Consider the following 24,469-nt stretch of genomic DNA (forward strand, 5'->3'; position numbering starts at 1 on the left):
CGCCACGGAAAGGCGCCTTCGGGCGCCTTTCTTCATGCCGCGAACCGTGGCGGGGGTGGCGCATCGGTGGCGCCGGGCCCAACGCTGAAAATGGGTAACTCGCGTATACTTGCGGGTTGCCCTAGTTTCGCGGCGTCCCGGTTGTCTGGCGGCTTTTGCCGCCCCGGCGGGGCGCCCACGTCACCGTACCCATGACTGTGAATCCGCGCCGCATTTCCGTGGCACCCATGATGGACTGGACTGACCGGCATTGCCGCACGTTCCACCGCTCCCTGAGCCAGCACACCTGGCTCTATACCGAGATGGTGACGACGGGCGCGCTGCTGCATGGCGATGTCGCGCGGCACCTCGATTTCGACGCTGCGGAGCAGCCGGTCGCCCTGCAACTGGGCGGCAGCGAGCCCGAAGACCTCGCCCGTGCCGCCAAACTTGGGGAGCAGTGGGGCTATCAGGAGATCAATCTCAACTGTGGCTGTCCGTCGGAGCGCGTCCAGCGCGGCGCGTTCGGCGCGTGCCTGATGGCGGAGCCGCAACTGGTGGCCGACTGCGTCAAGGCGATGCGCGACGCCGTGGCGGTGTCGGTGACGGTCAAGCACCGGATCGGCATCGACACGGTCGAGCATTACGATTTTGTCCGCGATTTTGTCGGGACAGTGGCTGAGGCAGGTTGCGGCACGTTTATCGTGCATGCGCGCAACGCGATTCTGAAAGGATTAAGCCCGAAGGAAAATCGGGAAATCCCGCCGCTGCGTTATGAAGTGGCATATCGCCTGAAACAGGAATTCCCGGATCTGGAAATCCTGATTAATGGCGGAATCGTGTCGTACGACGAAATGGAAACGCATTTGCGTCATGTGGATGGCGTGATGGTCGGCCGTCAGGCATATCACGATCCCTATATTCTGTCCGAAATGGACCAGCGATTTTATGGCTCGACGGCGCCGGTGCCGACACGGGAAGACGCCGAGCTGGCCATGCAAGCCTACATTGGCAATCTGGTGGAGCAGGGCGGTTATATGGGCGCCACGACGCGCCATATGCTGGGCCTGCATCGCGGCGTCTACGGCGGTCGCGGATGGCGACGGGTCTTGTCGGACGCGCGCCGCATGCATGGCGCCCGCGCGCGCGCGGCGGTCGAGGCGCTTTTCGTCGAAGCCCGCTCGCACTTGCGTCCCGAGATGCAGGACGCGGCGTAAGCGAGCGACGATTCCCGCGCTGGAGGAAAAGCTCTAAATTCGAACGATCGTGCTGTGCCGAAGCCGCAAATGTATGCCCCAGCAGCGTTTGCGGGTGGGTATGTGGCCGGAAACCCGCACCAGCAAAGGGATTCCCCTAATTCGCCCAAAGCGGGCCATGTTCTTACACTGTGCCTGCCCTCGAATACAGGGCTTTCTTCAACTGATTTTTGAGCCCGCCGTGCGCGGGCTTTTTTTCGGCTGTCGGACGGGTGACACACCCACCCGTGGGTTTGCCCGGATGGTGATCGGCCGATTCGGGCATTACATTGAATGGGCCTTCAGGGCATTGAGATCGCTAATTTAAGAGTCCGCCTCGGCGGGCTCTTTTTTTATGTGCGTCCCCAAAAAAAGCAGGCGAACTCGTCGGGAGATCGCCTGTCGGGAATGTTCGAGGGGGTCAATGTCCCTCGCGAACGAGTATCCGATAGTCGTCTCCGCGACAAAACCCCGCGTTGGTGGGGCGGCCTCTGCGCTTTTGACCAACATTCAGATCGCGCCAGCTACTGTGCCGAGGTGCCATGATTTTAAGTCGAGCGACGCCGAGGTCATGTTAGGATGCGCTCGAAAATGCCGCGACAGTCGGCATACGCATACGCATAGGCAGGCCGTGCCGAAAGGGACGACGCCAAGCAGGGGTTAAGCAGGAGGGTTTGTCGATGCCGAGGCCTGAGTCGGGGCCAAGACCGAAACAAGCCCGAAGGAAACAAAATGGAAGCGGAAGAACCGTTCGGTGAAGTCTTCGAAGACTACCGGGTCATCTGGGTAGCGGAGCAGTTGCAGGACGGCAAGTGGACAGCCCGATATTGCTGGCATCCCGGCACGACCATCGAGGCCGGCAAGGCATTGCAGCGGGACGTCCTGAACGGAAAATCGAAACGCCTGCTCGGACTGTTTCCGACCGAGGCCGACACGATCGCCGCTATCAAGGAAGCAGTCCTGCTGGAAGCGAAGTGGGTAGGCCCCCGTTGAAGCGATCCCGCGCACCGGGCAGTACGAAATTTTTTGTGCGGAATACTAGCCATCTGCCGAGAATCCTTGTATAGTCTTGGTCTTCGCTGATCGACACATCGCTCAGCAAGCAATCTCTACGGTGGCTGTAGCTCAGTTGGTAGAGTCCAGGATTGTGATTCCTGTTGTCGCGGGTTCGAGTCCCGTCAGCCACCCCAAAGAATTTCCCGAAGCAGCCGCTCATTCGAGCGGCTGTTTTGCTTTCTGCGTCGGACGCAGCCATCGACGGACTCCCGCGACCTGTGGTTCACTGGCTGCTGTTCGCGGTGGAGCCCGGCAGATGATCCGACAAGCACGACCCTTGACGACTGACTGGGTGCAACGCGCCGTGCCGATGGAAGGCGTGGAGCGCATCGAGGCGTGGTTTCGGGGCAAGGCGTATGCGATGCATCGCCATGACACCTATGCCATCGGGCGCACGCTTGCTGGCGTGCAGCGCTTCAGCTACCGGCGCGCGCGGCGGGACAGCCTGCCCGGCAATACCATCGTGCTGCATCCCGACGAGATTCACGATGGCCAGGCCGGCACGGAGGAAGGTTTCCGATACCGGATGATCTACGTCGAGCCTGCGCTTTTTCAAGAGGTGCTCGGCGGCCAGGCGCTGCCGTTCCTTGAGGGCGGGGTAACAACCGACCCGCGACTGGCGGCCGCGACCGCCACGTTGCTCCAGCATGTCGGCTGCACGCTCGAACCGCTGGAACAAAGCGACGCGCTCGCCGAACTGGCGCATGCCTTGGCGGCCGTTGCCGGCACGCCCGCGCGTCGGTCAGGGGGCAACTTCCACGCGGCAAGCCTGGCGCGCGACTATCTGCAGGCAAATCAGACGCGCGTGGTGACGCTGGACGAACTCGAAACCGCGACGGGCCGCGACCGCTGGAGCCTGTCGCACGACTTCCGCACCTTCTACGGCACCAGCCCCTATCGCTACCTGACCATGCGCCGGCTCGACACGGTGCGCCGGCTGCTGCTGGCAGGCACCTCGCTGGCCGATGCGGCGGCCGGGGCCGGTTTTGCCGACCAGAGCCATATGACGCGCCATTTCTCGAAGACGTTCGGCCTGACGCCGGCGCGCTGGCTGCAGGTCGCCGGCGCCGGCGCCCGGCGCTGACAAGCACCCACGATCGTTCAAGACGGTGGCCAGTGCCCCGCGTAAGCTGGGGCACGTCAACCTTTGAACGGAGAAAACGATGTCCACGCCCTCGACGCCCCATGTCGCGCCTGCCGGCCGCGGTCAGTGCCAGACGATTGACCTTCTCGACAAGATTGCCCTGATCGACGGGCACTGGCAGCCGCGCGTCGTTGCGGAAATGAACGACTACCAGTTCAAGGTGGTGAAGGTCAAAGGCGACTTCGACTGGCATCGGCATGCCGATACGGACGAAACGTTCATCGTGCTCGACGGCGAGCTACGCATCGAGCTGCGGTCGGCTCCCGGAGGCGAGCAGGTTATCGTCCTGCGCGCCGGACAGATGGGTGTGGTGCCGAAGGGCGTCGAGCACAAGCCTTGCGCGGCAGAGGAGGTCCGGATGCTGCTGATCGAGCCGCGTGGCGTGGTGAACACCGGCGACGGCGCGACGAGCGAGCGTACGGTCCAGAATGACCAGTGGATCTGAAACGTTCCAAAGAAAAAACCGGCCGCCGACGGGGTTCGACAAGGCCGGGGGTGCGCATCACGCCAATGCGACAGGAGTACGGGGACGTGTAGGGTTCAGTCGAACCGGTTCAGTCGAACGATTTGGCGCTTGGCTCGGCCAATTCCAGCATGCGGCAGATGGCGGCCATATTGCCGACCATCGTGCGGCGCTGGGCGCCCTGGTAGACGCGCACGCCCTTGATCTGGCGGAACGGTACCGGTTTGACCGGGCGGCGGGAAGCGATGGGATTCGATTGCAGCATGGCAGCACCTCGTAATTTGCGGTCAGCAGTGGTCCGCACCCGTCGTCCAGCAAGGACGGGGCGGCATGGGCAAGGCAAAGCGGGTGACCCGGGCAGACGGCCGTGCTGCCGAAGTCTCGGAGACACGGAGGCGCCGTTCTGGCGTCTCCGCTTGTTGCTAGAAACCTGACGATCGAATCAGGCCGACAGCAATACCTTCCAGTGAGAATTCGTCGCGCCCCGAATGGAGCACGATGTTTTCGAAATCGGGGTTCTCGGCGATCAGTTCGACGGTGTCGCCGCGTTTCTTGAGTCGCTTGACCGTAACGTCCTCGCCGATGCGGGCCACGACGATCTTGCCGTTGGCCGCCTCGCTGGCCTTCTTCACGGCCAGCAGATCGCCATCAAAGATGCCGGCGTCGCGCATGCTCAGGCCGCGTACGCGTAGCAGGTAGTCGGGCCGTTCGTCGAAGACCGAGGCGTCCACCTGGTACTGGCGATCGATGTGCTCGGCGGCCAGGATCGGGCTACCCGCCGCGACGCGGCCCACCAGCGGCAGTGTCAGTTGCAGCACCCCCGCCATCGGCAGCGAGAACTGGTCCGAGCGTTCCGAATCGCTTCGCGCCACCTTGAGCCGGATGCCACGCGACGCGCCCGGCGTCAGCTCGATCACGCCCTTGCGCGCCAGGGCCCGCAAGTGTTCCTCTGCCGAATTGGGCGAGGAAAATCCGAACTCGGCCGCGATTTCCGCGCGGGTCGGCGGGAAGCCGGTGTTCCGGATCGTGTCGCGGATCAGGTCGAAGATCTGCTGCTGCCGGGGTGTCAGGGTCGCCATGGTTCGCCGGTCTCGTGCCTAAGCACTGTATGTTTAAACAGTATGCTGTGATTTTATACAGTATCGTGTGAAGTGCAAGCACAATTTGCGATCCCGGGCAGACACGCGCGACACCCCGTTGGCACGCACGGGTTTTTCACGGGCGCGCGGCGGCGGGCAGGGCAGTTACAATCGGCGCCCACGGCCGCTTGCCTGGCGGCCGCCAATGATCAAGCGTCGCCCATGCCAGATTCCTCGCACCCACGTCTTCCGCGTATCGTCGTGCTCGCCACCGGCGGCACCATTGCCGGTTCGTCCGGCAGTCCCGCCAGCAGCGCCCATTACCAGGCCGCCACCGTGCCGGTGTCCCAACTGGTGCAGGCAGTGCCGCCGCTGGCCGACGTGGCGCGTGTGGAAGCGGAGCAGGTGGCGCAGGTCGATAGCAAGGACATGATGTTCGGCCTGTGGCAGCAACTGGCCGAGCGCGTGGCGCACTGGTCGGCGCAGCCTGACGTCGCGGGCATTGTCATCACGCATGGCACCGATACGCTTGAAGAAACGGCCATGTTCCTGCAGCTCACGCAGGCGTGCCCCATACCGGTGGTGGTCACGGCGGCAATGCGGCCGTCGACCTCGCTGTCCGCCGATGGCCCGCTGAACCTGCTCGACGCCGTGCGCGTGGCAGCCAGCGCCGACGCACTGGGGCAGGGCGTGCTGGTAGTGCTGAACCAGCAGATCCATGCCGCGCGGGACGTGACCAAGGCGCATACGTCGGCCGTGGACGCATTTGTCTCGCCGATGACCGGACCGGTCGGCTTTGTCCAGGACGCCTATGTCCGCTTCACGCGACAGCCGGCCCGGCCGGACGCGGCGCGCTTGCCGGTGCCGGCGGCGTGGCCGATGGTCGAGGTCGTTGCCAGCTATGCCCAGCCCGGCCGGGTGGCGTTAGATGCGCTGGTGGCGGCGGGCGTGGAAGGGCTGGTCGTGGCGGCGGCCGGCAACGGGTCGGTCCACGAGACGCTGGCAGCGGCGCTGGCCGATGCCGCGGCTGCCGGCGTGGCCGTCGTGCGCAGCTCGCGGACCGGCGCGGGGCATGTGGCGATCCCGGCACGGCCGGCGCCCGACGCCGGCATCTTTGTCTCGGCCGGCGACCTCAATCCCTACAAGGCCAGGGTGCTGTTGCTGCTGGCCCTGGCCGCCGACCCCGGCCTGGCTCGCGACGCCGCGCGCCTGCAGGCGCTGTTTGCGGCGTATTGAGCCCCCGGCCCGGCAACCTTGCGAAGCAGCGGGGTTCCGGGCTATACTCGCGGGCTATTCAACCTTGCCGCACCGGACGTGACGCCCGGGTGGCTCATCCCAAAAGGAGCGTCAATGCGTCATTACGAAATCGTATTTATCGTCCATCCGGACCAGAGCGAACAAGTGCCGGCGATGATCGAGCGTTACAAGCAGCTCGTCACGTCGCAAAACGGCCAGGTTCACCGCGTGGAAGACTGGGGCCGCCGTCAGATGGCCTACATGATCCAGAAGCTGGCCAAGGCTCACTACGTTTGCCTGAACATCGAATGCGGCAAGGACACGCTGGCTGAACTCGAGCACGCGTTCAAGTTCAACGACGCCGTGCTGCGTCACCTGATCGTCCAGACCAAGAAGGCCGAGACGGCGCCGTCGCCGATGATGAAGGAAGTGCAGCGCGAAGAAGCCCGCAAGGCCGCGCAAACGACCACGGAAGGCCAGCCCGCCTGAGCGCGGACTGCGGTGCCGCGGTGAACCAGCTCCGGCTGACCGCCACGCTGGCCGAGCGCGATACGTTGCGCTACACGCCGGCCGGCATCCCCGTCGTCAACTGCATCCTGCAGCATGCCGGCGAGGTGATGGAGGCGGAAACGCCCCGGCAGGTGGAATTCGCGATCGTGGCCATGGGCATTGGCCCCATTGGCCAGCGGCTCGAGCGCATGCCGCTCGGCACGCTGATCGATTGCGAGGGTTTCCTGGCCCGCAAGCACCGCAACAGCAAGACGCTGGTCTTTCACATCACTCGATGTAAAGCATTCGAAAAGGATTGAATCATGGCATTCGTCAAACGTGACAACAAGAACAAGAAGCGCTTCCAGCAACAGAACCCGCTGTTCAAGCGCAAGCGCTTCTGCCGCTTCACCGTGGCTGGCGTCGAACAGATCGACTACAAGGATCTGGACACGCTGAAGGACTTCATCGGCGACAACGGCAAGATCACGCCGGCTCGCCTGACCGGTACCAAGGCTCACTATCAGCGTCAGCTCGATACGGCCATCAAGCGCGCCCGCTTCCTGGCGCTGCTGCCGTACACCGACCTGCACAAGAACTGATAGGCCCAGGACCGCAAGGAGAAATACACGATGCAAGTCATTCTGCTGGAAAAAGTCATCAACCTGGGCAACCTGGGTGACATCGTTCGCGTGAAGGACGGTTACGCACGTAACTTCCTGATCCCGACCAAGCGCGCCCGCCGTGCGACGCAAACCGCCATTGCCGAGTTCGAGGTGAAGCGCGCCGAGCTGGAAAAGGCCGCTGCCGAGAAGCTGGCCGCCGCGCAAGCCGAAGGCGAGAAGCTGAACGGCCTGACCGTCCAGATCACCCAGAAGTCGGGTGTGGACGGCCGCCTGTTCGGTTCGGTGACCAACGCCGACATCGCCGCAGCCCTGGAAGGCCAAGGTTTCAAGGTGGAAAAGTCGCAAGTGCGTCTGCCGAACGGCCCGCTGAAGGTCGTTGGCGACTACGCCGTCGGCGTGTCGCTGCACACGGACGTGCTGGTCGACATCACCGTGTCGGTGCTGGGCGACCACGCCTGAAGCCGTACCCGCGACGAGGCGCCGGCCCTGGCCGGTGTCTCCGACGCACCCCGAAAGGCAGGAGCCACGCTCCTGCCTTTTTTGTTGGCACGCCGTCCCGCACCGGTCCGCGCCGCTATAATTGCCCCCCATGAACGCGCCCGCCGCAGATCCCCAACTAGACAGTCTCAAGGTACCTCCGCACTCGATCGAGGCCGAACAATCGGTGCTCGGCGGGCTGCTGCTGGACAACGCCGCTTGGGACCGCATTGCCGATTTCCTGTCCGAAGCCGATTTCTACCGCTTCGACCACCGGATGATCTTCCAGAGCATCGCCCGGCTGATCTCCGCCACCAAGCCGGCGGACGTGATCACCGTGTTCGAGATGCTGCAGGTGGCCGGCAAGGCCGAGGAAGTGGGCGGGCTCGCGTACCTGAACTCGCTGGCGCAGAACACCCCGAGCGCGGCCAATATCCGCCGGTACGCCGAGATCGTCCGGGAACGGTCGGTGCTGCGCAAGCTCGTGACCGTGGCCGACGACATCGCCTCGGCCGCGTTCGCGCCGAAGGGCCGCGAGGTGCGCGAACTGCTGGACGAAGCAGAATCCAAGGTTTTTGCGATTGCCGAGGAAGGCTCGCGTGGCCAGAAGGGCTTCCAGGAAATCCAGCCGCTGCTGACGCAGGTGGTGGAGCGGATCGACGAGCTGTATCACCGGGATACCACCACCGACGTGACCGGCGTCCCCACCGGCTTCATCGACCTGGACCGGATGACCAGCGGCATGCAGCCTGGCGACCTGATCATCGTGGCCGGGCGCCCCTCGATGGGCAAGACCGCGTTCTCGCTGAACATCGGCGAGCACGTGGCCGTGGAGCAGGGCCTGCCTGTGGCCGTGTTCTCGATGGAAATGGCCGGCGTGCAGCTTGCCATGCGGATGCTGGGTTCGGTCGGCCGGCTCGACCAGCACCGGCTGCGTACCGGCCGCCTGCTGGACGAGGACTGGCCGCGCCTCACCCATTCGATCCAGCGCATGAACGACGCCCAGTTGTTCATCGACGAGACGCCGGCGCTGAACCCGATGGAACTGCGCGCGCGCTCGCGCCGGCTGGCCCGGCAGTGCGGGCAGCTTGGCCTGATCATCATCGATTACCTGCAGCTGATGTCCGGTTCGGGCAGCGGCGAGAACCGGGCCACCGAGATTTCGGAAATCTCGCGGTCGCTGAAAGGGCTGGCCAAGGAACTGAATTGCCCGGTGATCGCGCTGTCGCAGTTGAACCGCAGCCTGGAGCAGCGCCCCAACAAGCGGCCCGTGATGTCCGACCTGCGCGAATCGGGCGCCATCGAACAGGATGCCGACGTCATCCTGTTTATTTATCGCGACGAAGTGTACAACCCCGACTCCCAGGACAAGGGCACCGCCGAAATCATCATCGGCAAGCAGCGTAACGGCCCGATCGGTACCGTTCGGCTCACGTTCCTGGGTCAATTCACGAAGTTCGACAACTTCAGCGGTGGCCCGGCGTTCTTCGACAACGACACCTGATCGTTCGTCCGGTACCCCGCAGGACGGTGCAACCCTGTAAAATATTGCGTTTTGATGACAGCTGCCCACAAGGCGGCTGTCATGCCATTTGACCGTCTCCCCCTTTGCAACACAACCGAGCGCTGCCGTGAGGCGCGCCACAAGGACAGTTCATGTTCGGCCGTTTCATGCCCACCGAGGGCAAGTTCTTCGAGTATTTCAACCAGCACGCCGACTGCGCGGTCACCGCCGCGCACGAGCTGGAAGCGTTGGTCAATGACCTGCCCAACGCCGAAGGCCATGCCCGCCGCGTGCAGGCCACGGAAAAGAAGGCAGACCGTATCACCCACGACACGATCGACCTGCTGCACAAGACGTTCATCACGCCGCTGGACCGCGACGAGATCCACAAGCTCATCACGACCATGGATGACATCCTGGACCTGATGGAGGACGTGGCCGAGACCATCTCGCTGTACGACGTCACGCACCTGACCGACGAGGCGCGCCGCCTGGCGACGATCTGCGTGCAGTGCTGCGAGGCAGTCAAGATTGCCGTGGGCCTGCTGGAGGACATGGGCAACGCCAGCACGATACTGAAGACGGCGCAGCAGATCGACCAGCTGGAGTCCGAGGCGGACCGCGTCATGCGCTCGGCCATGTCGAAGCTGTTCCGCGACGAGACCGACGTCAAGCGCCTGATCAAGCTGAAGGCGATCTACGAGCAGCTGGAGTCCATCACCGACAAGTGCGAGGACGTGGCAAACATCATCGAAGGCATCGTCCTGGAAAACGCCTGAGGCCCGCACTGGCATGCAGACAATACAAATGAGTTTGTGGGTCATCGGCCTGCTGGTCGTGCTGGCCTTGCTGTTCGATTTCATGAACGGCTTTCACGACGCCGCCAACTCGATCGCCACCGTGGTGTCCACGGGCGTGCTGAAGCCGCACCATGCGGTGGCCATGGCGGCCATGTGCAACGTGGTGGCGATCTTCATCTTCCACCTGAAGGTGGCGGCCACGGTGGGCACGGGCACGGTCGACGTCAATATCGTCGATCATTATGTGATCTTTGGGGCGCTTGTAGGCGCTATCGTCTGGAACGTGATCACGTGGTTCTACGGCATCCCGTCGTCGTCGTCGCACGCGCTGATCGGTGGCCTGGTGGGCGCCGCGGTGGCCAAGGCGGGCACGGGCGCGCTGGTCGGCCACGGCCTGCTGAAGACCGTGGCGTTCATCCTGATCTCGCCGCTGCTTGGTTTCGTGCTTGGCTCGATCATGATGGTGATCGTGGGCTGGACGTTCTTCCGCACGCCGCCGTCGCGCGTGGACCGCTGGTTCCGCCGCATGCAGCTCGTCTCGGCGTCGCTGTACAGCCTGGGTCACGGCGGCAATGACGCGCAGAAGACCATCGGCATCATCTGGATGCTGCTGATCGCCAGCGGCCACTTGGCCGCTGGTAGCGCCGAGCCGCCGATGTGGGTGATCGTGAGCTGCTACGTGGCCATCGGCCTTGGCACGCTGTTCGGCGGCTGGCGGATCGTGCGGACCATGGGCCAGAAGATCACCAAGCTGAAGCCCGTGGGCGGCTTCTGCGCAGAGACCGGCGGGGCGATGACGCTGTTCATTGCGTCGGCGATGGGCGTGCCCGTGTCGACCACGCACACGATTACCGGCGCCATCGTCGGGGTCGGCTCGGCGCAGAAGATGTCGGCCGTGCGTTGGGGCGTGGCGGGCAACATCGTCTGGGCCTGGGTGCTGACGATTCCGGCTTCGGCGTTCATGGCGGCCATCGCCTGGTGGATCGGCAAGCAGATTCTCTGAAATCACGGGATCGGCAGATTCCGGCAGCCAGTCGAGCAAGCAAGACACCCGCGCAAGCGGGTGTTTTTTTATGTGGCCGGCATCCGCAGAATCCGTGCGATGGTGGCCGGGATCTGACGCCCGGCCCGGCGGCGGTCATTTGTTCGCGAAGGCAGCGATGGGATCGTCGTCGACCGGCGGCGGTGCAACCTCCGGAGCCGGAGCCGGGGTCGGAGCAGGCGTCGGCGCCGGTTGCACCGGTGCCGGCGTCATCGGCAGGTTGCTGGCCGCCACCACGCGCCGGGCGCCGTTGTAGCGCGATGCCCAGTACGACTTGCCCATGTCCTCCAGCCGCACCGTGCCGCCCGTGGCCGGGGCGTGGACAAAGCGGTTCTGGCCAACGTAGATGCCGACATGCGAGTTGGCCCGGCCCGTCGTGTTGAAGAACACCAGGTCGCCCGACGCCACCTCGCTGCGGTCCAGCGACGTGCCGCGCTGGCCCATTTGCTCGGTGGTGCGCGGCAGGTTCACGTTGGCGGCGCGCGAGACGACATAGCGGACCAGGCCGCTGCAATCGAATCCGGAATCGGGCGTGTTGCCGCCGTAGCGGTAGGGCGTGCCGACCAGCGACATGGCCTGGATCGAGATTTCCTCCAGGCCAGCGCTTGGGTCGATCATGGGCTTGCCCGGCTGGCGGGGCGGCGCGCCGCTGTGGCGGGCAGGCGGTCCGCCGGCGCAGGCGGCCAGCAGCATGACGCTGGCGCAGACTGCCGCAAGGGCAGGGCGGGACGACTGGAACGGTACGGGCGGGCGCTGCGGCATCCTTGCTGGGATCGTGGCTGGAACCTGGTGGCCGGGTCGATTGCCGGGTCAGGCGTCCACCTAGCGCTGGTATCCCGGCGGCTTGCCAGGAGAGACCAGCGACCGCGCAAACTTACCAGCGCAACTGTGCGTTGCGCGTGCCGGTGCTGATCTTGATGGACTTGGGCTGACCCTTGTAACTGGCCTCGATATTGTAGCTGCCTTCGGGCGCACGTATCAGGCAGCGCGGGCCGCCAGCGCGGAAATCGGCCACCTTCTGGCCGTCGCGTGTCAATTTCACGTCAACGTCGGCCAGGTACTCGCCCTCGGCGCCCCGCGTGAACAGGATGCCCATGTTGAAATCCTTCTCCTGGGCCGCCAGCCGGGCACGCTCGTCCTCGGCCACGCCGCCGCAGACGTAGCTGACCGGCCCCATGGTGCGGATCACCATCTCGTCGGCCGCCGCCTTGGCGGGTTGCAGCGCGGCGGCGACGATCACCGTCGCGCCGATCAGCGCGGCCACGGCAATGCGTTTGCGCCGGGCCACGCGCGCGTTATGGGAAAACAGGGTCCTGCTGGTCGACAGATATCTGCTGAATGACTGCTGCCGGTTCATCGACGCCTCCGTATCGACATGAACACCCGGCAATCATAGCCGGGTCGTGCGGCCCTGGCTGTCGGCCAAACGCCGACGCGCGGGGGGTGTTGCGCCACACTAAGCGATGCGGAACCGCCCGGCCATGGAACAGGCCGGGGGATACCAGAAAGACGGCCGCCCAACGCCGGGCCGCCGCCGTGCTACAGCACGTCCGCCGCGTGATCGGCCAGCCGCGAGCGCTCGCCGCGGGCCAGCGTCACGTGGCCGCTGTGGCTCCAGCCCTTGAAGCGATCCACCACGTAGGTCAGGCCAGACGACCCCTCGGTCAGGTACGGCGTGTCGATCTGGGCGATGTTGCCCAGGCAGACGATCTTGGTGCCCGGGCCGGCCCGCGTGACCAGCGTCTTCATCTGCTTGGGCGTCAGGTTCTGCGCCTCGTCGATGATGACGAACTTGTTCACAAAGGTGCGGCCGCGCATGAAGTTCATGCTCTTGACCTTGATCCGCGAACGGATCAGCTCCTGCGTGGCCGCGCGGCCCCATTCGCCGGCGCTGTCGTCGCTCTTCTGCAGCACTTCCAGGTTGTCGTCGAATGCGCCCATCCAGGGCTGCATCTTCTCTTCCTCGGTGCCGGGCAGGAAGCCGATGTCCTCGCCCACCGGCACCGTGGCCCGGGTGACGATGATCTCGTTGTAGAGCTTCTGGTCCAGCACCTGTTCCAGGCCCGACGCCAGCGCCAGCAGCGTCTTGCCGGTACCGGCCTGGCCCAGCAGCGTGACGAAGTCCACGTCCGGGCTCATCAGCAGGTTCAGCGCGAAGTTCTGTTCGCGGTTGCGCGCCACCACGCTCCAGACGTTGTTCTTGTTGTGGGTGTAGTCCTTCAGCGTCTGCAGCAGGGCGGTCTTGCCGTTGATCTCCTTGACCTGCGCGTACAGCGGCAGGCTGCCGTCCATCGGCTCCAGGTAGACGAACTGGTTGACCAGGAACGACGGCACCAGCGGGCCGGTCAGGCGGTAGAACATGGCGCCCGACTTGGGGTCCTGCCAGCTTTCCACGCCCTTGCCGTGCTTGGCCCAGAAGTCGTTGGGCAACTGCATCACGCCCGAGTAGAGCAGGTCCTTGTCTTCCAGGACCTGGTCGTTGAAGTAGTCCTCGGCCGGCAGGCCCAGCGCCCGCGCCTTGATCCGCATGTTGATGTCTTTCGACACCAGCACGACCTGGCGCTCCGGGTACTGCTGCTGCAGCGCGCTGACCACGCCCAGGATCTGGTTGTCGGCCTTGCCCTGCGGCAGGCCCTCGGGCAGCTTGATGTCGTTCAGGCGGGTCTGGAAGAACAGCTTGCCGGCGGCGTCGCGGTTGCCCAGCTTGGCCAGCGGCAGGCCCTCGTCGAGCACGCCGTCGGTGCCACCCACAAGCTGGTCCAGCGTGCGGCTGACCATGCGCGCGTTGCGCGCCACCTCACTCATGCCCTTCTTGTGGTTGTCCAGCTCCTCCAGCGTCATCATCGGCAGATAGATGTCGTGCTCCTCGAAGCGGAACAGCGAGCTCGGGTCGTGCATCAGCACGTTCGTGTCCAGCACGAACAGCTTGCTCGGCCCGGCCGACTTGCGCGTGCGGCGCGTGGGGCCGGCGGCGGGCTTGACCAGGCTGACGGCCGGCGCGGCCGGCGTGGTGGTGGCCGGCGGGGCGTCGGCGGTCTTGGCCCGGGTCGTGCTGCCGGCGCGTGCGCGGGTGGCGGGCGCCTGGGTGTCGCCGGTCTCGAGCAGTGCCACCCGCTCCAGGACCGGCACAGGTTTCTTACCCTGCGCGGCTTTGGCCTTGGAGCTTGCGACCGGCGCGAATTCGCTCGGATCCAGCAGTTGGGCAGGCTTGGCGGGCATGGTAGGCAGCGGCATGCTTGGCTTTCCTTTCAGGGGCTAAAGGGGGCGAAAAGACTGGCGTACAACCAGGGAACGGCAGAAAGCGGGAAAACCGAAGGGCGCGGAGACGCGGGGTTGCGGGTTGGAGAATCGAACGCGGATGCGCAAAACAAAAAAGCCGCCAGTCCTGGGGTACAGGTGTGGCGGCTTTGTTGCGGTCCGGCGGCACGGCAGGTCCGCTACCAGCCCTTGGACTGTGCCTGGTGGGCCGGAACGTTACTGCAGCGTGGCAACTGGGATCTGAACGCATTGAGGGCCAATCTACCCGAAGGTTTTGGCTTTTGCAATCGGTCAAATTCTCGTCGCGGCGGCGCAACTGCGATGGGCCGGGAGGATGCTCCCGTTCACATCGCCTTGATGATTTCGAGTACCTCGTCCACGTGGTTCGGCACCTTGATGCCGCGCATCTCGTGGCGCAGCACGCCCTTGCCGTCGACGACGAAGGTGCTGCGCTCGATGCCGCGCACTTCCTTGCCATACATCTTTTTCATCTTGATGACGTCGAACAGGCTGCAGATGGCTTCGTCGGCGTCCGAGATCAGCTCGAACGGCAGCTCCAGCTTGGCCTTGAAGTTCTCGTGCGACTTCAGGCTGTCGCGCGAGATGCCGTACACCGCCGCCCCGGCGCGCTCGAATGCGTCGTACTGGTCGCGGAAATTCATGGCCTCGGTGGTGCAACCCGGCGTGTTGTCCTTCGGGTAGAAGTACAGCACCAGGGTCTTGCCGCGCTGGTCGGCGAGGCGGAAGTCCGCGCCGGTCGCGGGGGCCCGGAAGTCGGGAACGGCCTTGTTGAGACTGACGGTCATGCTGGTGGCTCTCCTGGCTGGCGAAGCATCATCGGTGATGGCGGCGGCCCATTCCTGTCTGACAGCCCGGACCTGCGCCATGGCGGGTGCAGATTGGGGCAGTTAAACGGACTTCAAGCGTGGCGCCGGCTCAACCCGGCAAAAAGGCGCCGGGCGCGCTAGCCCTCGGCGGCGGGCTCCACCAGCAGCACGGCCGCCACCTTGCGGCCCTCGGCCATGAGGATATTGTAGGTGCGGCATGCGGCCTGCAAGTCCATCGCGTCCACGCCGATATGCCGGCGCGCCAGCGCCGCGGTCAGCCGCGGGTGCGGAAAGCGCAGCCGGTTGCCGGTGCCCAGCAGCACCACCTCGGGCTTGCGGTCCAGCAGCGCCTCGAAGTGCGCCGGTTCCAGGTCCTCGAAGCGGCCGGCCGGCCAGGGCACGACCTCGCCCTCGGGCATGACCAGCACGGACTGGTCGTGGCGGACTGCGTTGATCTCGATGTATCCGGGCCCGTAGCCGGTCACGGTATTGAGGTTCTGGGGCTTGTCGGCGTGGAGTTTCAAGTGGGGTGCCTCATGCCGCCCGGGGCTGCCTGGGCGCCGGCCCGGCGGCGCGGGGCGCGGCGGGACGCCTCGGCGGTGGGGGCGGGCGGCGGGTTGGTGGCAGGATCGTGCGCGCAGGCGCCCGGAAGGCGTGCCACGATGCAGGAATCCATGCCGAAGTCTGTCATAATCCGATATCTTATAGCTTTTGGTGCGACACGCACTCTTCGTGTCCGGTAGCTCATCGTTAAGAGCACGCTCAATAGAGCATCGACCTTTGCTGAGACAAGGGGAAGGCCTCGGCCTGAACCGTCCCATCTCAGCCATTTCTTGCTTTGACAAGCCCAGCCGCAAGGTTGGAGCGAGTCCATGTGTTGTGGGAAGGCCAGCGTATCCGCTAACTCGCAGCTTGCTATTTGCTGGATGGATTTCCAGCCATTGCCCAAAGGCGGGGACGCTTGCCTTTGGGCAGGTGTCTTTGCAGTACGCACGCTCCCCGGAGGGTGCGGGTGGACATGCAGCAGCAGTTTCGCTGCGTGTTCGCTACATAGCATTTAAACCGGCCCAATAGGGTCGGCGCTACGTTCTTTGGGACGCAGGCCATGCGCTCGCAAGAGCCCGTCTGTCGTCAAGCGCCTGCCAGCACGGAGGCACTGAAGTAATGAAGTGAGGTTCCCGGAGCGATAGCTCTGCGCGTTATGGTTCGGTCGAATACACCCGCGAGGGTGCCTCGATAGAGAACCTGCTATGCGACTAGCAGTAGCCTAGGGAGACATGCGTCACTGGTAACGGTGGGGTGTGAAGCTCTCCTGACAACGTAGCCCCTGTAAGGGTGCGTCCCTGTCGTGAGATAGGTTCGCAGAGACTCCGAGCAGCAATGGGGTCAAGGAGCCAGGCTGACTGGTATGGGTAATGTAAGTGAACTGCTGATAAACGTCGTAAATAAGGCGGTGCCAAAGCTGCTGATAGGCACTAACCAAACGGTACGTGATCGGATGCTCCGCTCGAAAGTCGGAGTACGTCGCTAGATAGATCACCGGCGAAGAGGCAGGCCCTAAGCCAGTCGTGTAATGCGCAGGGAACGTGGTAAGCCCGTATGGCTGCCGGAGCGCCGTATGGCTCTGGCAGGCGAACCGCAAGGGACGCTGTTGGCTGTGCGGGTATGGGAGGTTGGAGAAAGCGAACGCCGGGTTGTAATGATCCGGATAGGGGTTGAAACATCATCCCACGCGAAAGCGAGCAGACTTCCAACTGGTCTTTCGTCGCAAGACGGCTGACTGAACTCGCTTGTTTAATTTTCTTCCCTTTGGGGGGTGACATGCCCCCAAGGGGGCATGTTGTCTCTGCTGTTTGGGGAAGTCCTCAAGATAGGAGAGCAGCATGGAAGCATTGATCCGAGAGGATGAATCTGCGCCCTCCGGCATCCCGCAGCGATGGGGCGACATCAACTGGCGCCGCGTCGACCGGAATGTTCGGGCAATGCAGATTCGAATTGCGAAGGCAACACAGGAAGGGGATTGGCGCAGGGTGAAAGCCTTGCAACGATCTCTGACCCGCTCGTTTTCCGCCAAAGCATCGGCGGTACGACGAGTGGCGATGAACCAAGGAGCGCGGACGGCGGGAGTCGACCGCGTCGAGTGGGACTCACCTGAAGCCCGATGGGCAGCCATTGGGAGGTTGAAGCGCCGGGGGTATCGCCCGCTGCCGTTAAGGCGGGTGTACATCCCCAAGGCAAATGGGAAAGAACGCCCTCTGGGCATTCCGACCATGCACGACCGGGCCATGCAGGCGCTGTATCTGCTGGCGCTGGAACCGGTGTCCGAAGGAACGAGCGACCCGAACTCTTACGGGTTTCGGATCAATCGCTCTACTGCGGATGCCATGTCCCAGCTGTTTGTTTCCCTATCCAAGAAAGCCTCGGCTCAATGGGTGTTGGAAGCAGATATCAAAGGGTGCTTTGACCATATCAGCCACGACTGGCTGGAGCGCAATGTCCCTATGGATAAAGCAATCCTACGGAAGTGGTTGAAAGCTGGCGTGGTCTTTCAGGGCCAGTTTCAGGCGACCGACGCTGGAACACCACAGGGGGGCATCATTTCCCCGACCTTGGCAAATGTGGCACTGAACGGGTTGGAGCAACAACTGATCGAGTCCTTGCGGGCAAGACTGGGCGTTGCCAACACGAAGAAGCTGAAAGTGAACGTCGTACGGTACGCGGATGACTTTGTGATCACCGGCAACACGCCGGAAGTTTTGGAGCACGAAGTGAAGCCGTGGGTAGAGCAGTTCCTAGCAACACGGGGACTGACGCTCTCCACGGAGAAAACACGAATCGTCAACATCGCTGACGGCTTTGACTTTCTTGGGTGGAATTTCCGGAAATACTCGGGAACGCTGCTCATCAAACCGAGCAAGAAAAACGCGCAAGCGTTCTATCGCAAGGTCAAGGAGGTCATCGGGACACATAGGGGGAAACGGACGGCAGATTTAATCCAGACGTTGAACCCGATGCTGAGGGGCTGGGCGCAGTATCACAGCCCAGTGGTTGCGAAAGCGATGTTCGCCCACATGGAGCATCTGATTTTTAGGTCTCTATGGAGGTGGGCAAAGCGGCGACACCGAAGGAAGGATACCGAGTGGGTGCGAAGGACATACTTCGCCTCAGTTGGGAACCGGAACTGGGTGTTCGGTGCCACGATGTGGAATAGGGCGGGTGAGCGCTACTGGATGGAACTGTATTCGATGCCGAGTACGCCTATCCGGAGGCACAAGAAGGTTCGCGGGGACTACCATCCCTTCGACCCAGCGCAGGAAATGTATGGCGAGACGCTGCGGCAGGAACGTATGGCAGAAAGCATGTCGTACCGAAGGCAGTGGGCAAAGCTGTTCATGTCCCAGCGGGGCTTGTGTGCGGTATGCCAGAGCAAGATTACCAAAGAAACAGGATGGGATGACCATCACATCGAACCTCGGGTATCCGGGGGCTCGGATGCTCTAGGGAACCGCGTTCTGGTGCACCCCGATTGTCATATTCAAGTCCATTTCCACGGCCAAGTTGCTGTGAAGCCGGTGTATGATTCGTCCATATACTTTGTAGAGGCTTGAGCCGTATGCGGGGAAACTCGCACGTACGGTTCTTAGGGGGGAGGGGGTCAGTAATGACCGTTCTCCTACCCTACCCTCCCGGTCTGCCACGCTCGACTGCTGCCCAGCGACGCGCGCCGCCAGACGTCCAGGACAATCCAGAAGATTCCCAAGACCGCTGCCATCGCGACACGCAGCTTGCCCTGACCTCGCCAACACCGCCGTGAAACCCATCCAGAAATCCAACAAGCTCCAGAACGTTTGCTATGACATCCGCGGCCCGGTGCTGGAAAAGGCCAAGCAGATGGAAGAGGAAGGGCACAAGATCATCAAGCTCAACATCGGCAACCTGGCCGTGTTCGGCTTCGATGCGCCGGAGGAAATCCAGCAGGACATGATGCGCAACCTGCCCAATTCGGCCGGTTACTCCGATTCCAAGGGCATCTTCGCGGCGCGCAAGGCGATCATGCACTACACCCAGGAAAAGCAGATCCAGGGCGTGGGGCTGGACGACATCTACGTGGGCAACGGCGCCTCCGAACTGATCGTGATGTCGATGAACGCGCTGCTCAACAGCGGCGACGAAGTGCTGGTGCCGGCGCCCGACTACCCGCTCTGGACGGCCGCGGTGAGCCTGTCCGGCGGCACGCCCGTCCACTATATCTGCGACGAGGCCAACGAGTGGATGCCGGACCTGGACGACATCCGCCGCAAGATCACGCCGAACACGCGCGCGATCGTCGTCATCAACCCGAACAACCCGACCGGCGCGCTGTATTCCGACGAACTGCTGCAGGCCATCGTCGGCATCGCCCGCGAGCACGGCCTGATCATCTTTGCCGACGAGATCTACGACAAGGTGCTCTACGACGGCCACACCCACACGTCGATCGGCTCGCTGTCGACCGACGTGCTGACGGTGACCTTCAACGGCCTGTCCAAGAACTATCGCTCGTGCGGCTACCGCGCCGGCTGGATGGTCGTCTCCGGCGACAAGCGCCCGGCGCACGACTACATCGAGGGCCTGAACATGCTCTCGTCGATGCGGCTGTGCGCCAACGTGCCCGGCCAGTGGGCCATCCAGACCGCGCTGGGCGGCTACCAGAGCATCAACGACCTCGTGGCCGAGGGCGGCAGGCTGCGCCGCCAGCGCGACCTGGCGCACGAGCTGATCACCCAGATCCCCGGCATCACCTGCGTGAAGCCCAAGGCGGCGCTGTACCTGTTCCCGAAGCTCGACCTGTCGATGTACCCGATCCAGGACGACCAGGAGTTCATCTACGAACTGCTGCAGGAGTCGAAGGTGCTGCTGGTGCAGGGCACCGGCTTCAACTGGGACGCGCCGGACCATTTCCGGATCGTGTTTCTGCCGCACGAGGAAGACCTGCGCGAGGCCATCACCCGGGTGGCGCGCTTCCTTGAGAACTATCGCAAACGTCACGGCACTGCCTGAGCAAGCCGGGGCGCCCCCATTTCCGTATCAAGCAACCCAGAGTCAGACGTCCATGAATCCCATCAAAGTCGGCCTTCTCGGCATCGGTACCGTCGGTAGCGGCACGTTCAACGTGCTCCAGCGCAATCAGGAGGAAATCCGCCGCCGCGCGGGCCGCGGCATCGAGATTGCCGTGGTGGCCGACCTCAACACCGAGCGCGCCCGCGAGCTGACCGGCGGCGCCGTGGATGTGGTGGCCGACGCCAACGACGTGGTGACGCGCCCGGACATCGACATCGTGGTGGAGCTGATTGGCGGCTACGGCGTGGCCCGCGAGCTGGTGCTCAAGGCCATCGAGAACGGCAAGCACGTGGTCACTGCCAACAAGGCGCTGCTGGCCGTGCACGGCAACGAGATCTTCGAGGCCGCGCGCCGCAAGGGCGTGATCGTGGCGTTCGAGGCGGCCGTGGCCGGCGGCATCCCCATCATCAAGGCGCTGCGCGAGGGCCTGACCGCGAACCGCATCCAGTGGATCGCCGGCATCATCAACGGCACGACGAACTTCATCCTGTCCGAGATGCGCGACAAGGGCCTGGACTTCGACACGGTACTGAAGGAAGCGCAGCAGCTTGGCTACGCCGAGGCCGACCCGACGTTCGACATCGAGGGCATCGACGCCGCGCACAAGGTCACGCTGATGAGCGCCATCGCGTTCGGCATGCCGGTGCAGTTCGACCGCGCGCACGTGGAAGGCATCACGCGCCTGTCGGCCATCGACATCAAGTACGCCGAGGAACTGGGCTACCGGATCAAGCTGCTGGGCATCACGCGCCGCCGCGAGGAGGGTGTGGAGCTGCGCGTGCACCCGACGCTGGTGCCGGCATCGCGCCTGATCGCCAACGTCGAGGGCGCCATGAACGCCGTGCTGGTGCAGGCCGACGCCGTGGGCGCCACGCTGTACTACGGCAAGGGCGCCGGTGCCGAGCCGACCGCATCGGCCGTGATCGCCGACCTGGTGGACGTGACCCGCCTGCACACGGCCGACCCGAACCACCGCGTGCCGCACCTGGCGTTCCAGCCCGACGAGCTGTCGAGCGTGCCCGTGCTGCCGATCGACGAGGTCACCACGTCGTACTACCTGCGCATGCGCGTGGCGGACCAGACCGGCGTGCTGGCCGAGATCACCCGCATCCTGGCCGAAGGCGGCATCAGCATCGACGCGATGCTGCAGAAGGAATCGCGCGAAGGCGAGCCGCAGACCGACATCATCATCCTGACGCACCTGACCCGCGAGAAGCAGATCAACGTGGCCATCCGCAGCATCGAGGCGCTGCAGACCGTGTTGTCGCCGGTCACCCGCCTGCGCATGGAAGAACTGAATTAAAGAATCTGCTATGAAATACCAGTCGACGCGCGGCGACGACATTCCGCAATCGTTCTCGGAAATCCTGCTCGGCGGCCTGGCCCCGGACGGCGGCCTGTACCTGCCGAAGCAGTATCCGCAAGTCACCGCCGACGAGCTCGAAGCCTGGCGCAAGCTGCCATACGCCGACCTGGCGTTCGAGGTGCTGTCGCGCTTCTGCGACGACATCCCGGCCGACGACCTGCGCGCGCTGACGCGCAAGACCTACACGCCCGAGGTGTACTGCAACGCCCGCCCCGGCGACAACACGGCCGACATCACGCCGCTGCGCACGCTGGGCGAGGAAGGCGGCACCCGGCTGCAGTTGCTGGGCCTGTCGAACGGCCCGACGCTCGCGTTCAAGGACATGGCGATGCAGTTGCTCGGCAACCTGTTCGAGTACGCGCTGAAGCGGGCCGGGCTGAAGCTGAACATCCTGGGCGCCACGTCGGGCGACACCGGCAGCGCGGCCGAGTACGCGATGCGCGGCAAGGAAGGCATCCGCGTCTTCATGCTGAGCCCGCACCGCAAGATGAGCGCGTTCCAGACCGCGCAGATGTTCAGCCTGCAGGACCCGAACATCTTCAACATCGCCATCGAGGGCGTGTTCGACGACGCCCAGGACATCGTCAAGGCCGTGTCGAACGACCACGCGTTCAAGGCGCGCCAGCGCATCGGCACCGTGAACTCGATCAACTGGGCCCGCGTGGTGGCGCAGGTGGTCTACTACTTCAAGGGCTGGCTGCTGGCCACCGACGGCCCGGGCCAGAAGGTGTCGTTCTGCGTGCCGTCGGGCAACTTCGGCAACGTCTGCGCCGGCCACATCGCCCGCATGATGGGCCTGCCGATCGACAAGCTGGTGGTGGCCACGAACGAGAACGACGTGCTCGACGAGTTCTTCCGCACCGGCACGTACCGCGTGCGCACGGCGGCGCAGACGTACCACACGTCGAGCCCGAGCATGGACATCTCGAAGGCGTCGAACTTCGAGCGCTTCGTCTTCGACCTGCTGGGCCAGGACGCCGGCAAGCTGGCCGAGCTGTTCCGCGACGTGGACACCAAGGGCGGCTTCAGCTTCGCGGGCAAGCCCGAGTTCGACCGCATCCGCCAGTTCGGCTTTGTCTCGGGCCGCAGCACGCACGACGACCGCCTGGCGACGATCCGCGACGTGCACCAGCGCTATGGCGTGACGATCGACACGCATACCGCCGACGGCGTGAAGGTGGCGCGCGAGCACCTGGCGGCCGGCGTGCCGATGGTGGTGCTGGAAACGGCGCTGCCGGCCAAGTTCGCCGACACGATCCGCGAGGCGCTGGGCCGCGAGCCCGAGCGTCCGGCGGCCTTCGACGGCATCGAGCAGTTGCCGCAGCGCTTCGAGGTCATGCCGGCCGACGCCGATCAGGTCAAGGCGTACATCGCACGGCACACGGGCCTGTAGGCCGTTATAGCGGCCATTCACGCCGCCCCCGGACGGCCCCGGCGCCAACTCGCTACAATCGGGTTTGCCGGGTCCCGCTGCCACGGCCCCCAGGCGTCCGACGCCGGGGGCTGTTTGCTTTGGGGGCCAACCCTGACCCCGATATCCCCATGACCCAATCCGCAGCGCGCCCGCCGATGCTGACGATGGCCCAGGCCCTGGAAGCCCTGCTGGCCGGCGCCCGCCCCATCACCGAGACCGAAACCGTCGATACGCTGCAGGCCAACGGCCGCGTGCTGGCCACGCCGGTCACCAGCGCGCTGCGCGTGCCGCCGGCCGACAACACGTCGATGGACGGCTACGCCATGCGCGCCGCCGACGTGCCGGCCCCGGGCACCCGGCTGCCGGTCTCGCAACGGATTCCGGCCGGCCACGTCGGCACCGAACTGTCGCCCGGCACGGCCGCGCGGATCTTCACGGGCGGGCTGATCCCGCCCGGCGCCGATGCCGTGGTGATGCAGGAGCAATGCCAGGCCGATGGCGATGCGGTCATCGTCAACCACGTGCCGGCCAGCGGCGAATGGATCCGCCGCGCCGGCGAGGACATCGAGGCCGGCAGCCAGATCCTGCCGGCCGGCGCGCGGCTGTCGCCGCAGGCGCTGGGGCTGGCCGCGTCGGTCGGGCAGGCCCGGCTCGACGTGATTCGCCGCGTGCGCGTGGCCGTGTTCTTCACCGGCGACGAACTGGCGATGCCGGGCGAGCCGCTGAAGCCGGGCGCGATCTACAACTCCAACCGCTTCACGCTGCGCGGGCTGCTGGAAAACCTGGGCTGCGAAGTGTCCGATTTCGGCATCGTCCCGGACACGCTGGCCGCCACGCGCGACACGCTGCGCCGCGCCGCCGCGGGCCACGACCTGATCATCACGTCGGGCGGCGTCTCGGTGGGCGAGGAAGACCACATCCGCCCGGCCGTGACCGCCGAGGGGCGGCTGGACCTGTGGCAGATCGCGATCAAGCCCGGCAAGCCGCTGGCATTTGGGCAGGTCGACAACGGCACGGCGGCGCCGACGTTCTTCCTGGGCCTGCCCGGCAACCCGGTGTCGAGCTTTGTCACGTTCCTGCTGTTCGTGCGGCCGTTCCTGCTGCGCCTGCAGGGCGTGGCCGACGTCACGCCGCGCCGCCTGCCGCTGCGCGCCGATTTCGACCTGCCGAAGGGCGACCGCCGCAATGAATTCCTGCGCGCGCGGCTTAACGATGCCGGCGGGCTCGACCTGTTCCCGAACCAGAGTTCGGGCGTGCTGACGTCCACGGTCTGGGGCGACGGCCTGATCGACAACCCGCCCAACCAGCCGATCGCCCGCGGCGACACGGTGTCATTCATTCCATTTGCCAGCCTGCTGGCCTAGGTTTATCGCC

Annotated in this window: 24 protein-coding genes and 1 tRNA gene; 18 read left to right on the forward strand and 7 right to left on the reverse strand. The window is 64.6% G+C overall.

Going from position 1 to position 24,469, the window contains the following annotated elements; translation table 11 throughout:
- The first annotated feature begins 191 nt into the window (after positions 1-191).
- The 5 genes from dusA to QTN24_RS08345 all read left to right on the forward strand — a co-directional run bounded on the left by dusA (position 192) and on the right by QTN24_RS08345 (position 3,859).
- Positions 192-1,196 (forward strand): tRNA dihydrouridine(20/20a) synthase DusA, encoded by a 1,005-nt coding sequence (gene dusA, locus QTN24_RS08325; RefSeq protein WP_313836422.1) that lies wholly within the window; start codon positions 192-194, stop codon positions 1,194-1,196.
- A 750-nt stretch (positions 1,197-1,946) separates the two neighbouring features.
- Positions 1,947-2,207 carry a hypothetical protein gene (locus tag QTN24_RS08330; protein WP_124684057.1) on the forward strand — a complete coding sequence of 87 codons (261 nt, stop codon included), beginning with the start codon at positions 1,947-1,949 and terminating at the stop codon, positions 2,205-2,207.
- 121 nt (positions 2,208-2,328) lie between these two features.
- Positions 2,329-2,404, forward strand: a tRNA-His gene (locus QTN24_RS08335).
- A 158-nt stretch (positions 2,405-2,562) separates the two neighbouring features.
- Positions 2,563-3,354: an AraC family transcriptional regulator gene (locus QTN24_RS08340; RefSeq protein ID WP_313836424.1), complete on the forward strand. Its 792-nt coding sequence runs from the start codon at positions 2,563-2,565 to the stop codon at positions 3,352-3,354.
- A gap of 79 nt (positions 3,355-3,433) precedes the next feature.
- Positions 3,434-3,859 carry a cupin domain-containing protein gene (locus tag QTN24_RS08345; protein ID WP_124684059.1) on the forward strand — a complete coding sequence of 142 codons (426 nt, stop codon included), beginning with the start codon at positions 3,434-3,436 and terminating at the stop codon, positions 3,857-3,859.
- 109 nt (positions 3,860-3,968) lie between these two features.
- On the opposite strand, the gene QTN24_RS08350 is transcribed toward QTN24_RS08345, so the two are convergent.
- Together QTN24_RS08350 and lexA are read right to left on the reverse strand one after the other, a co-directional pair.
- On the reverse strand, positions 3,969-4,142 hold the full coding sequence (locus tag QTN24_RS08350; protein ID WP_313836425.1) for a hypothetical protein: 174 nt from the start codon (positions 4,140-4,142) through the stop codon (positions 3,969-3,971).
- Positions 4,143-4,299: 157 nt separating this feature from the next.
- Positions 4,300-4,956 (reverse strand): transcriptional repressor LexA, encoded by a 657-nt coding sequence (gene lexA / locus QTN24_RS08355; RefSeq protein ID WP_124684060.1) that lies wholly within the window; start codon positions 4,954-4,956, stop codon positions 4,300-4,302.
- Positions 4,957-5,178: 222 nt separating this feature from the next.
- On the opposite strand from lexA, the gene QTN24_RS08360 reads away from it, so the two are divergent.
- The 8 genes from QTN24_RS08360 to QTN24_RS08395 all read left to right on the forward strand — a co-directional run bounded on the left by QTN24_RS08360 (position 5,179) and on the right by QTN24_RS08395 (position 11,091).
- Positions 5,179-6,192, forward strand: a complete 1,014-nt coding sequence (locus QTN24_RS08360) for an asparaginase (RefSeq protein WP_313836426.1) — start codon at positions 5,179-5,181, stop codon at positions 6,190-6,192.
- 114 nt (positions 6,193-6,306) lie between these two features.
- The gene (rpsF, locus tag QTN24_RS08365) at positions 6,307-6,681 is read left to right on the forward strand and encodes a 30S ribosomal protein S6 (protein ID WP_124684062.1); all 375 of its coding nucleotides are present in this window, start codon (positions 6,307-6,309) and stop codon (positions 6,679-6,681) included.
- Positions 6,682-6,701: 20 nt separating this feature from the next.
- Positions 6,702-7,001, forward strand: a complete 300-nt coding sequence (gene priB, locus QTN24_RS08370; protein WP_124684063.1) for a primosomal replication protein N — start codon at positions 6,702-6,704, stop codon at positions 6,999-7,001.
- 3 nt (positions 7,002-7,004) lie between these two features.
- Complete coding sequence (rpsR, locus tag QTN24_RS08375; protein ID WP_006575387.1) at positions 7,005-7,283, forward strand: 30S ribosomal protein S18; 279 nt, start codon at positions 7,005-7,007, stop codon at positions 7,281-7,283.
- 30 nt (positions 7,284-7,313) lie between these two features.
- Positions 7,314-7,766: a 50S ribosomal protein L9 gene (gene rplI / locus QTN24_RS08380; RefSeq protein WP_313836432.1), complete on the forward strand. Its 453-nt coding sequence runs from the start codon at positions 7,314-7,316 to the stop codon at positions 7,764-7,766.
- A gap of 130 nt (positions 7,767-7,896) precedes the next feature.
- Positions 7,897-9,288, forward strand: coding sequence for a replicative DNA helicase (locus QTN24_RS08385; RefSeq protein ID WP_124684065.1), 1,392 nt, complete (start codon positions 7,897-7,899; stop codon positions 9,286-9,288).
- 152 nt (positions 9,289-9,440) lie between these two features.
- Positions 9,441-10,067 (forward strand): DUF47 domain-containing protein, encoded by a 627-nt coding sequence (locus QTN24_RS08390; protein ID WP_029051063.1) that lies wholly within the window; start codon positions 9,441-9,443, stop codon positions 10,065-10,067.
- A 13-nt stretch (positions 10,068-10,080) separates the two neighbouring features.
- Positions 10,081-11,091, forward strand: coding sequence for an inorganic phosphate transporter (locus tag QTN24_RS08395; protein ID WP_124684066.1), 1,011 nt, complete (start codon positions 10,081-10,083; stop codon positions 11,089-11,091).
- A gap of 135 nt (positions 11,092-11,226) precedes the next feature.
- On the opposite strand, the gene QTN24_RS08400 is transcribed toward QTN24_RS08395, so the two are convergent.
- The 5 genes from QTN24_RS08400 to QTN24_RS08420 all read right to left on the reverse strand — a co-directional run bounded on the left by QTN24_RS08400 (position 11,227) and on the right by QTN24_RS08420 (position 15,739).
- On the reverse strand, positions 11,227-11,892 hold the full coding sequence (locus QTN24_RS08400) for a C40 family peptidase (RefSeq protein WP_313836435.1): 666 nt from the start codon (positions 11,890-11,892) through the stop codon (positions 11,227-11,229).
- 112 nt (positions 11,893-12,004) lie between these two features.
- On the reverse strand, positions 12,005-12,487 hold the full coding sequence (locus QTN24_RS08405) for a hypothetical protein (RefSeq protein WP_253699828.1): 483 nt from the start codon (positions 12,485-12,487) through the stop codon (positions 12,005-12,007).
- A gap of 182 nt (positions 12,488-12,669) precedes the next feature.
- Positions 12,670-14,364, reverse strand: a complete 1,695-nt coding sequence (locus QTN24_RS08410) for a PhoH family protein (RefSeq protein WP_124684069.1) — start codon at positions 14,362-14,364, stop codon at positions 12,670-12,672.
- A 368-nt stretch (positions 14,365-14,732) separates the two neighbouring features.
- Positions 14,733-15,194, reverse strand: coding sequence for a peroxiredoxin (locus QTN24_RS08415; protein WP_124684070.1), 462 nt, complete (start codon positions 15,192-15,194; stop codon positions 14,733-14,735).
- 158 nt (positions 15,195-15,352) lie between these two features.
- Positions 15,353-15,739 (reverse strand): Mth938-like domain-containing protein, encoded by a 387-nt coding sequence (locus QTN24_RS08420; protein ID WP_124684071.1) that lies wholly within the window; start codon positions 15,737-15,739, stop codon positions 15,353-15,355.
- Positions 15,740-17,098: 1,359 nt separating this feature from the next.
- Between QTN24_RS08420 and ltrA the strand changes: the two genes are divergently transcribed.
- The 5 genes from ltrA (at position 17,099) to glp (ending at position 24,459) form a co-directional block, all read left to right on the forward strand.
- Positions 17,099-18,823, forward strand: a complete 1,725-nt coding sequence (ltrA, locus tag QTN24_RS08425) for a group II intron reverse transcriptase/maturase (RefSeq protein ID WP_029051481.1) — start codon at positions 17,099-17,101, stop codon at positions 18,821-18,823.
- A gap of 202 nt (positions 18,824-19,025) precedes the next feature.
- A complete protein-coding gene (locus tag QTN24_RS08430; protein ID WP_124684073.1) occupies positions 19,026-20,255 on the forward strand; it encodes a pyridoxal phosphate-dependent aminotransferase in 1,230 nt (409 codons plus the stop codon).
- A gap of 52 nt (positions 20,256-20,307) precedes the next feature.
- The gene (locus tag QTN24_RS08435) at positions 20,308-21,618 is read left to right on the forward strand and encodes a homoserine dehydrogenase (RefSeq protein ID WP_124684074.1); all 1,311 of its coding nucleotides are present in this window, start codon (positions 20,308-20,310) and stop codon (positions 21,616-21,618) included.
- A 10-nt stretch (positions 21,619-21,628) separates the two neighbouring features.
- Positions 21,629-23,074 (forward strand): threonine synthase, encoded by a 1,446-nt coding sequence (gene thrC / locus QTN24_RS08440; protein ID WP_313836444.1) that lies wholly within the window; start codon positions 21,629-21,631, stop codon positions 23,072-23,074.
- A gap of 149 nt (positions 23,075-23,223) precedes the next feature.
- A complete protein-coding gene (gene glp / locus QTN24_RS08445; protein WP_313836446.1) occupies positions 23,224-24,459 on the forward strand; it encodes a gephyrin-like molybdotransferase Glp in 1,236 nt (411 codons plus the stop codon).
- Positions 24,460-24,469: the final 10 nt, after the last annotated feature.

The organism is Cupriavidus sp. SZY C1 (genome assembly GCF_032190535.1).
In the GTDB taxonomy this organism is placed as follows: Bacteria; Pseudomonadota; Gammaproteobacteria; order Burkholderiales; family Burkholderiaceae; genus Cupriavidus; species Cupriavidus pauculus_C.

Coding starts and splice junctions, on each gene's coding strand:
- QTN24_RS08385 (WP_124684065.1), top strand. CDS start 7,897: ATGAACGCGCCCGCCGCAGATCCCCAACTAGACAGTCTCAAGGTACCT.
- QTN24_RS08360 (WP_313836426.1), top strand. CDS start 5,179: ATGCCAGATTCCTCGCACCCACGTCTTCCGCGTATCGTCGTGCTCGCC.
- QTN24_RS08435 (WP_124684074.1), top strand. CDS start 20,308: ATGAATCCCATCAAAGTCGGCCTTCTCGGCATCGGTACCGTCGGTAGC.
- QTN24_RS08350 (WP_313836425.1), bottom strand. CDS start 4,142: ATGCTGCAATCGAATCCCATCGCTTCCCGCCGCCCGGTCAAACCGGTA.
- QTN24_RS08395 (WP_124684066.1), top strand. CDS start 10,081: ATGCAGACAATACAAATGAGTTTGTGGGTCATCGGCCTGCTGGTCGTG.
- rpsF (WP_124684062.1), top strand. CDS start 6,307: ATGCGTCATTACGAAATCGTATTTATCGTCCATCCGGACCAGAGCGAA.
- rplI (WP_313836432.1), top strand. CDS start 7,314: ATGCAAGTCATTCTGCTGGAAAAAGTCATCAACCTGGGCAACCTGGGT.
- QTN24_RS08330 (WP_124684057.1), top strand. CDS start 1,947: ATGGAAGCGGAAGAACCGTTCGGTGAAGTCTTCGAAGACTACCGGGTC.
- rpsR (WP_006575387.1), top strand. CDS start 7,005: ATGGCATTCGTCAAACGTGACAACAAGAACAAGAAGCGCTTCCAGCAA.
- QTN24_RS08400 (WP_313836435.1), bottom strand. CDS start 11,892: ATGCCGCAGCGCCCGCCCGTACCGTTCCAGTCGTCCCGCCCTGCCCTT.
- lexA (WP_124684060.1), bottom strand. CDS start 4,956: ATGGCGACCCTGACACCCCGGCAGCAGCAGATCTTCGACCTGATCCGC.
- QTN24_RS08405 (WP_253699828.1), bottom strand. CDS start 12,487: ATGAACCGGCAGCAGTCATTCAGCAGATATCTGTCGACCAGCAGGACC.
- ltrA (WP_029051481.1), top strand. CDS start 17,099: ATGGAAGCATTGATCCGAGAGGATGAATCTGCGCCCTCCGGCATCCCG.
- QTN24_RS08415 (WP_124684070.1), bottom strand. CDS start 15,194: ATGACCGTCAGTCTCAACAAGGCCGTTCCCGACTTCCGGGCCCCCGCG.
- QTN24_RS08410 (WP_124684069.1), bottom strand. CDS start 14,364: ATGCCGCTGCCTACCATGCCCGCCAAGCCTGCCCAACTGCTGGATCCG.
- QTN24_RS08345 (WP_124684059.1), top strand. CDS start 3,434: ATGTCCACGCCCTCGACGCCCCATGTCGCGCCTGCCGGCCGCGGTCAG.
- QTN24_RS08390 (WP_029051063.1), top strand. CDS start 9,441: ATGTTCGGCCGTTTCATGCCCACCGAGGGCAAGTTCTTCGAGTATTTC.
- glp (WP_313836446.1), top strand. CDS start 23,224: ATGACCCAATCCGCAGCGCGCCCGCCGATGCTGACGATGGCCCAGGCC.
- dusA (WP_313836422.1), top strand. CDS start 192: ATGACTGTGAATCCGCGCCGCATTTCCGTGGCACCCATGATGGACTGG.
- thrC (WP_313836444.1), top strand. CDS start 21,629: ATGAAATACCAGTCGACGCGCGGCGACGACATTCCGCAATCGTTCTCG.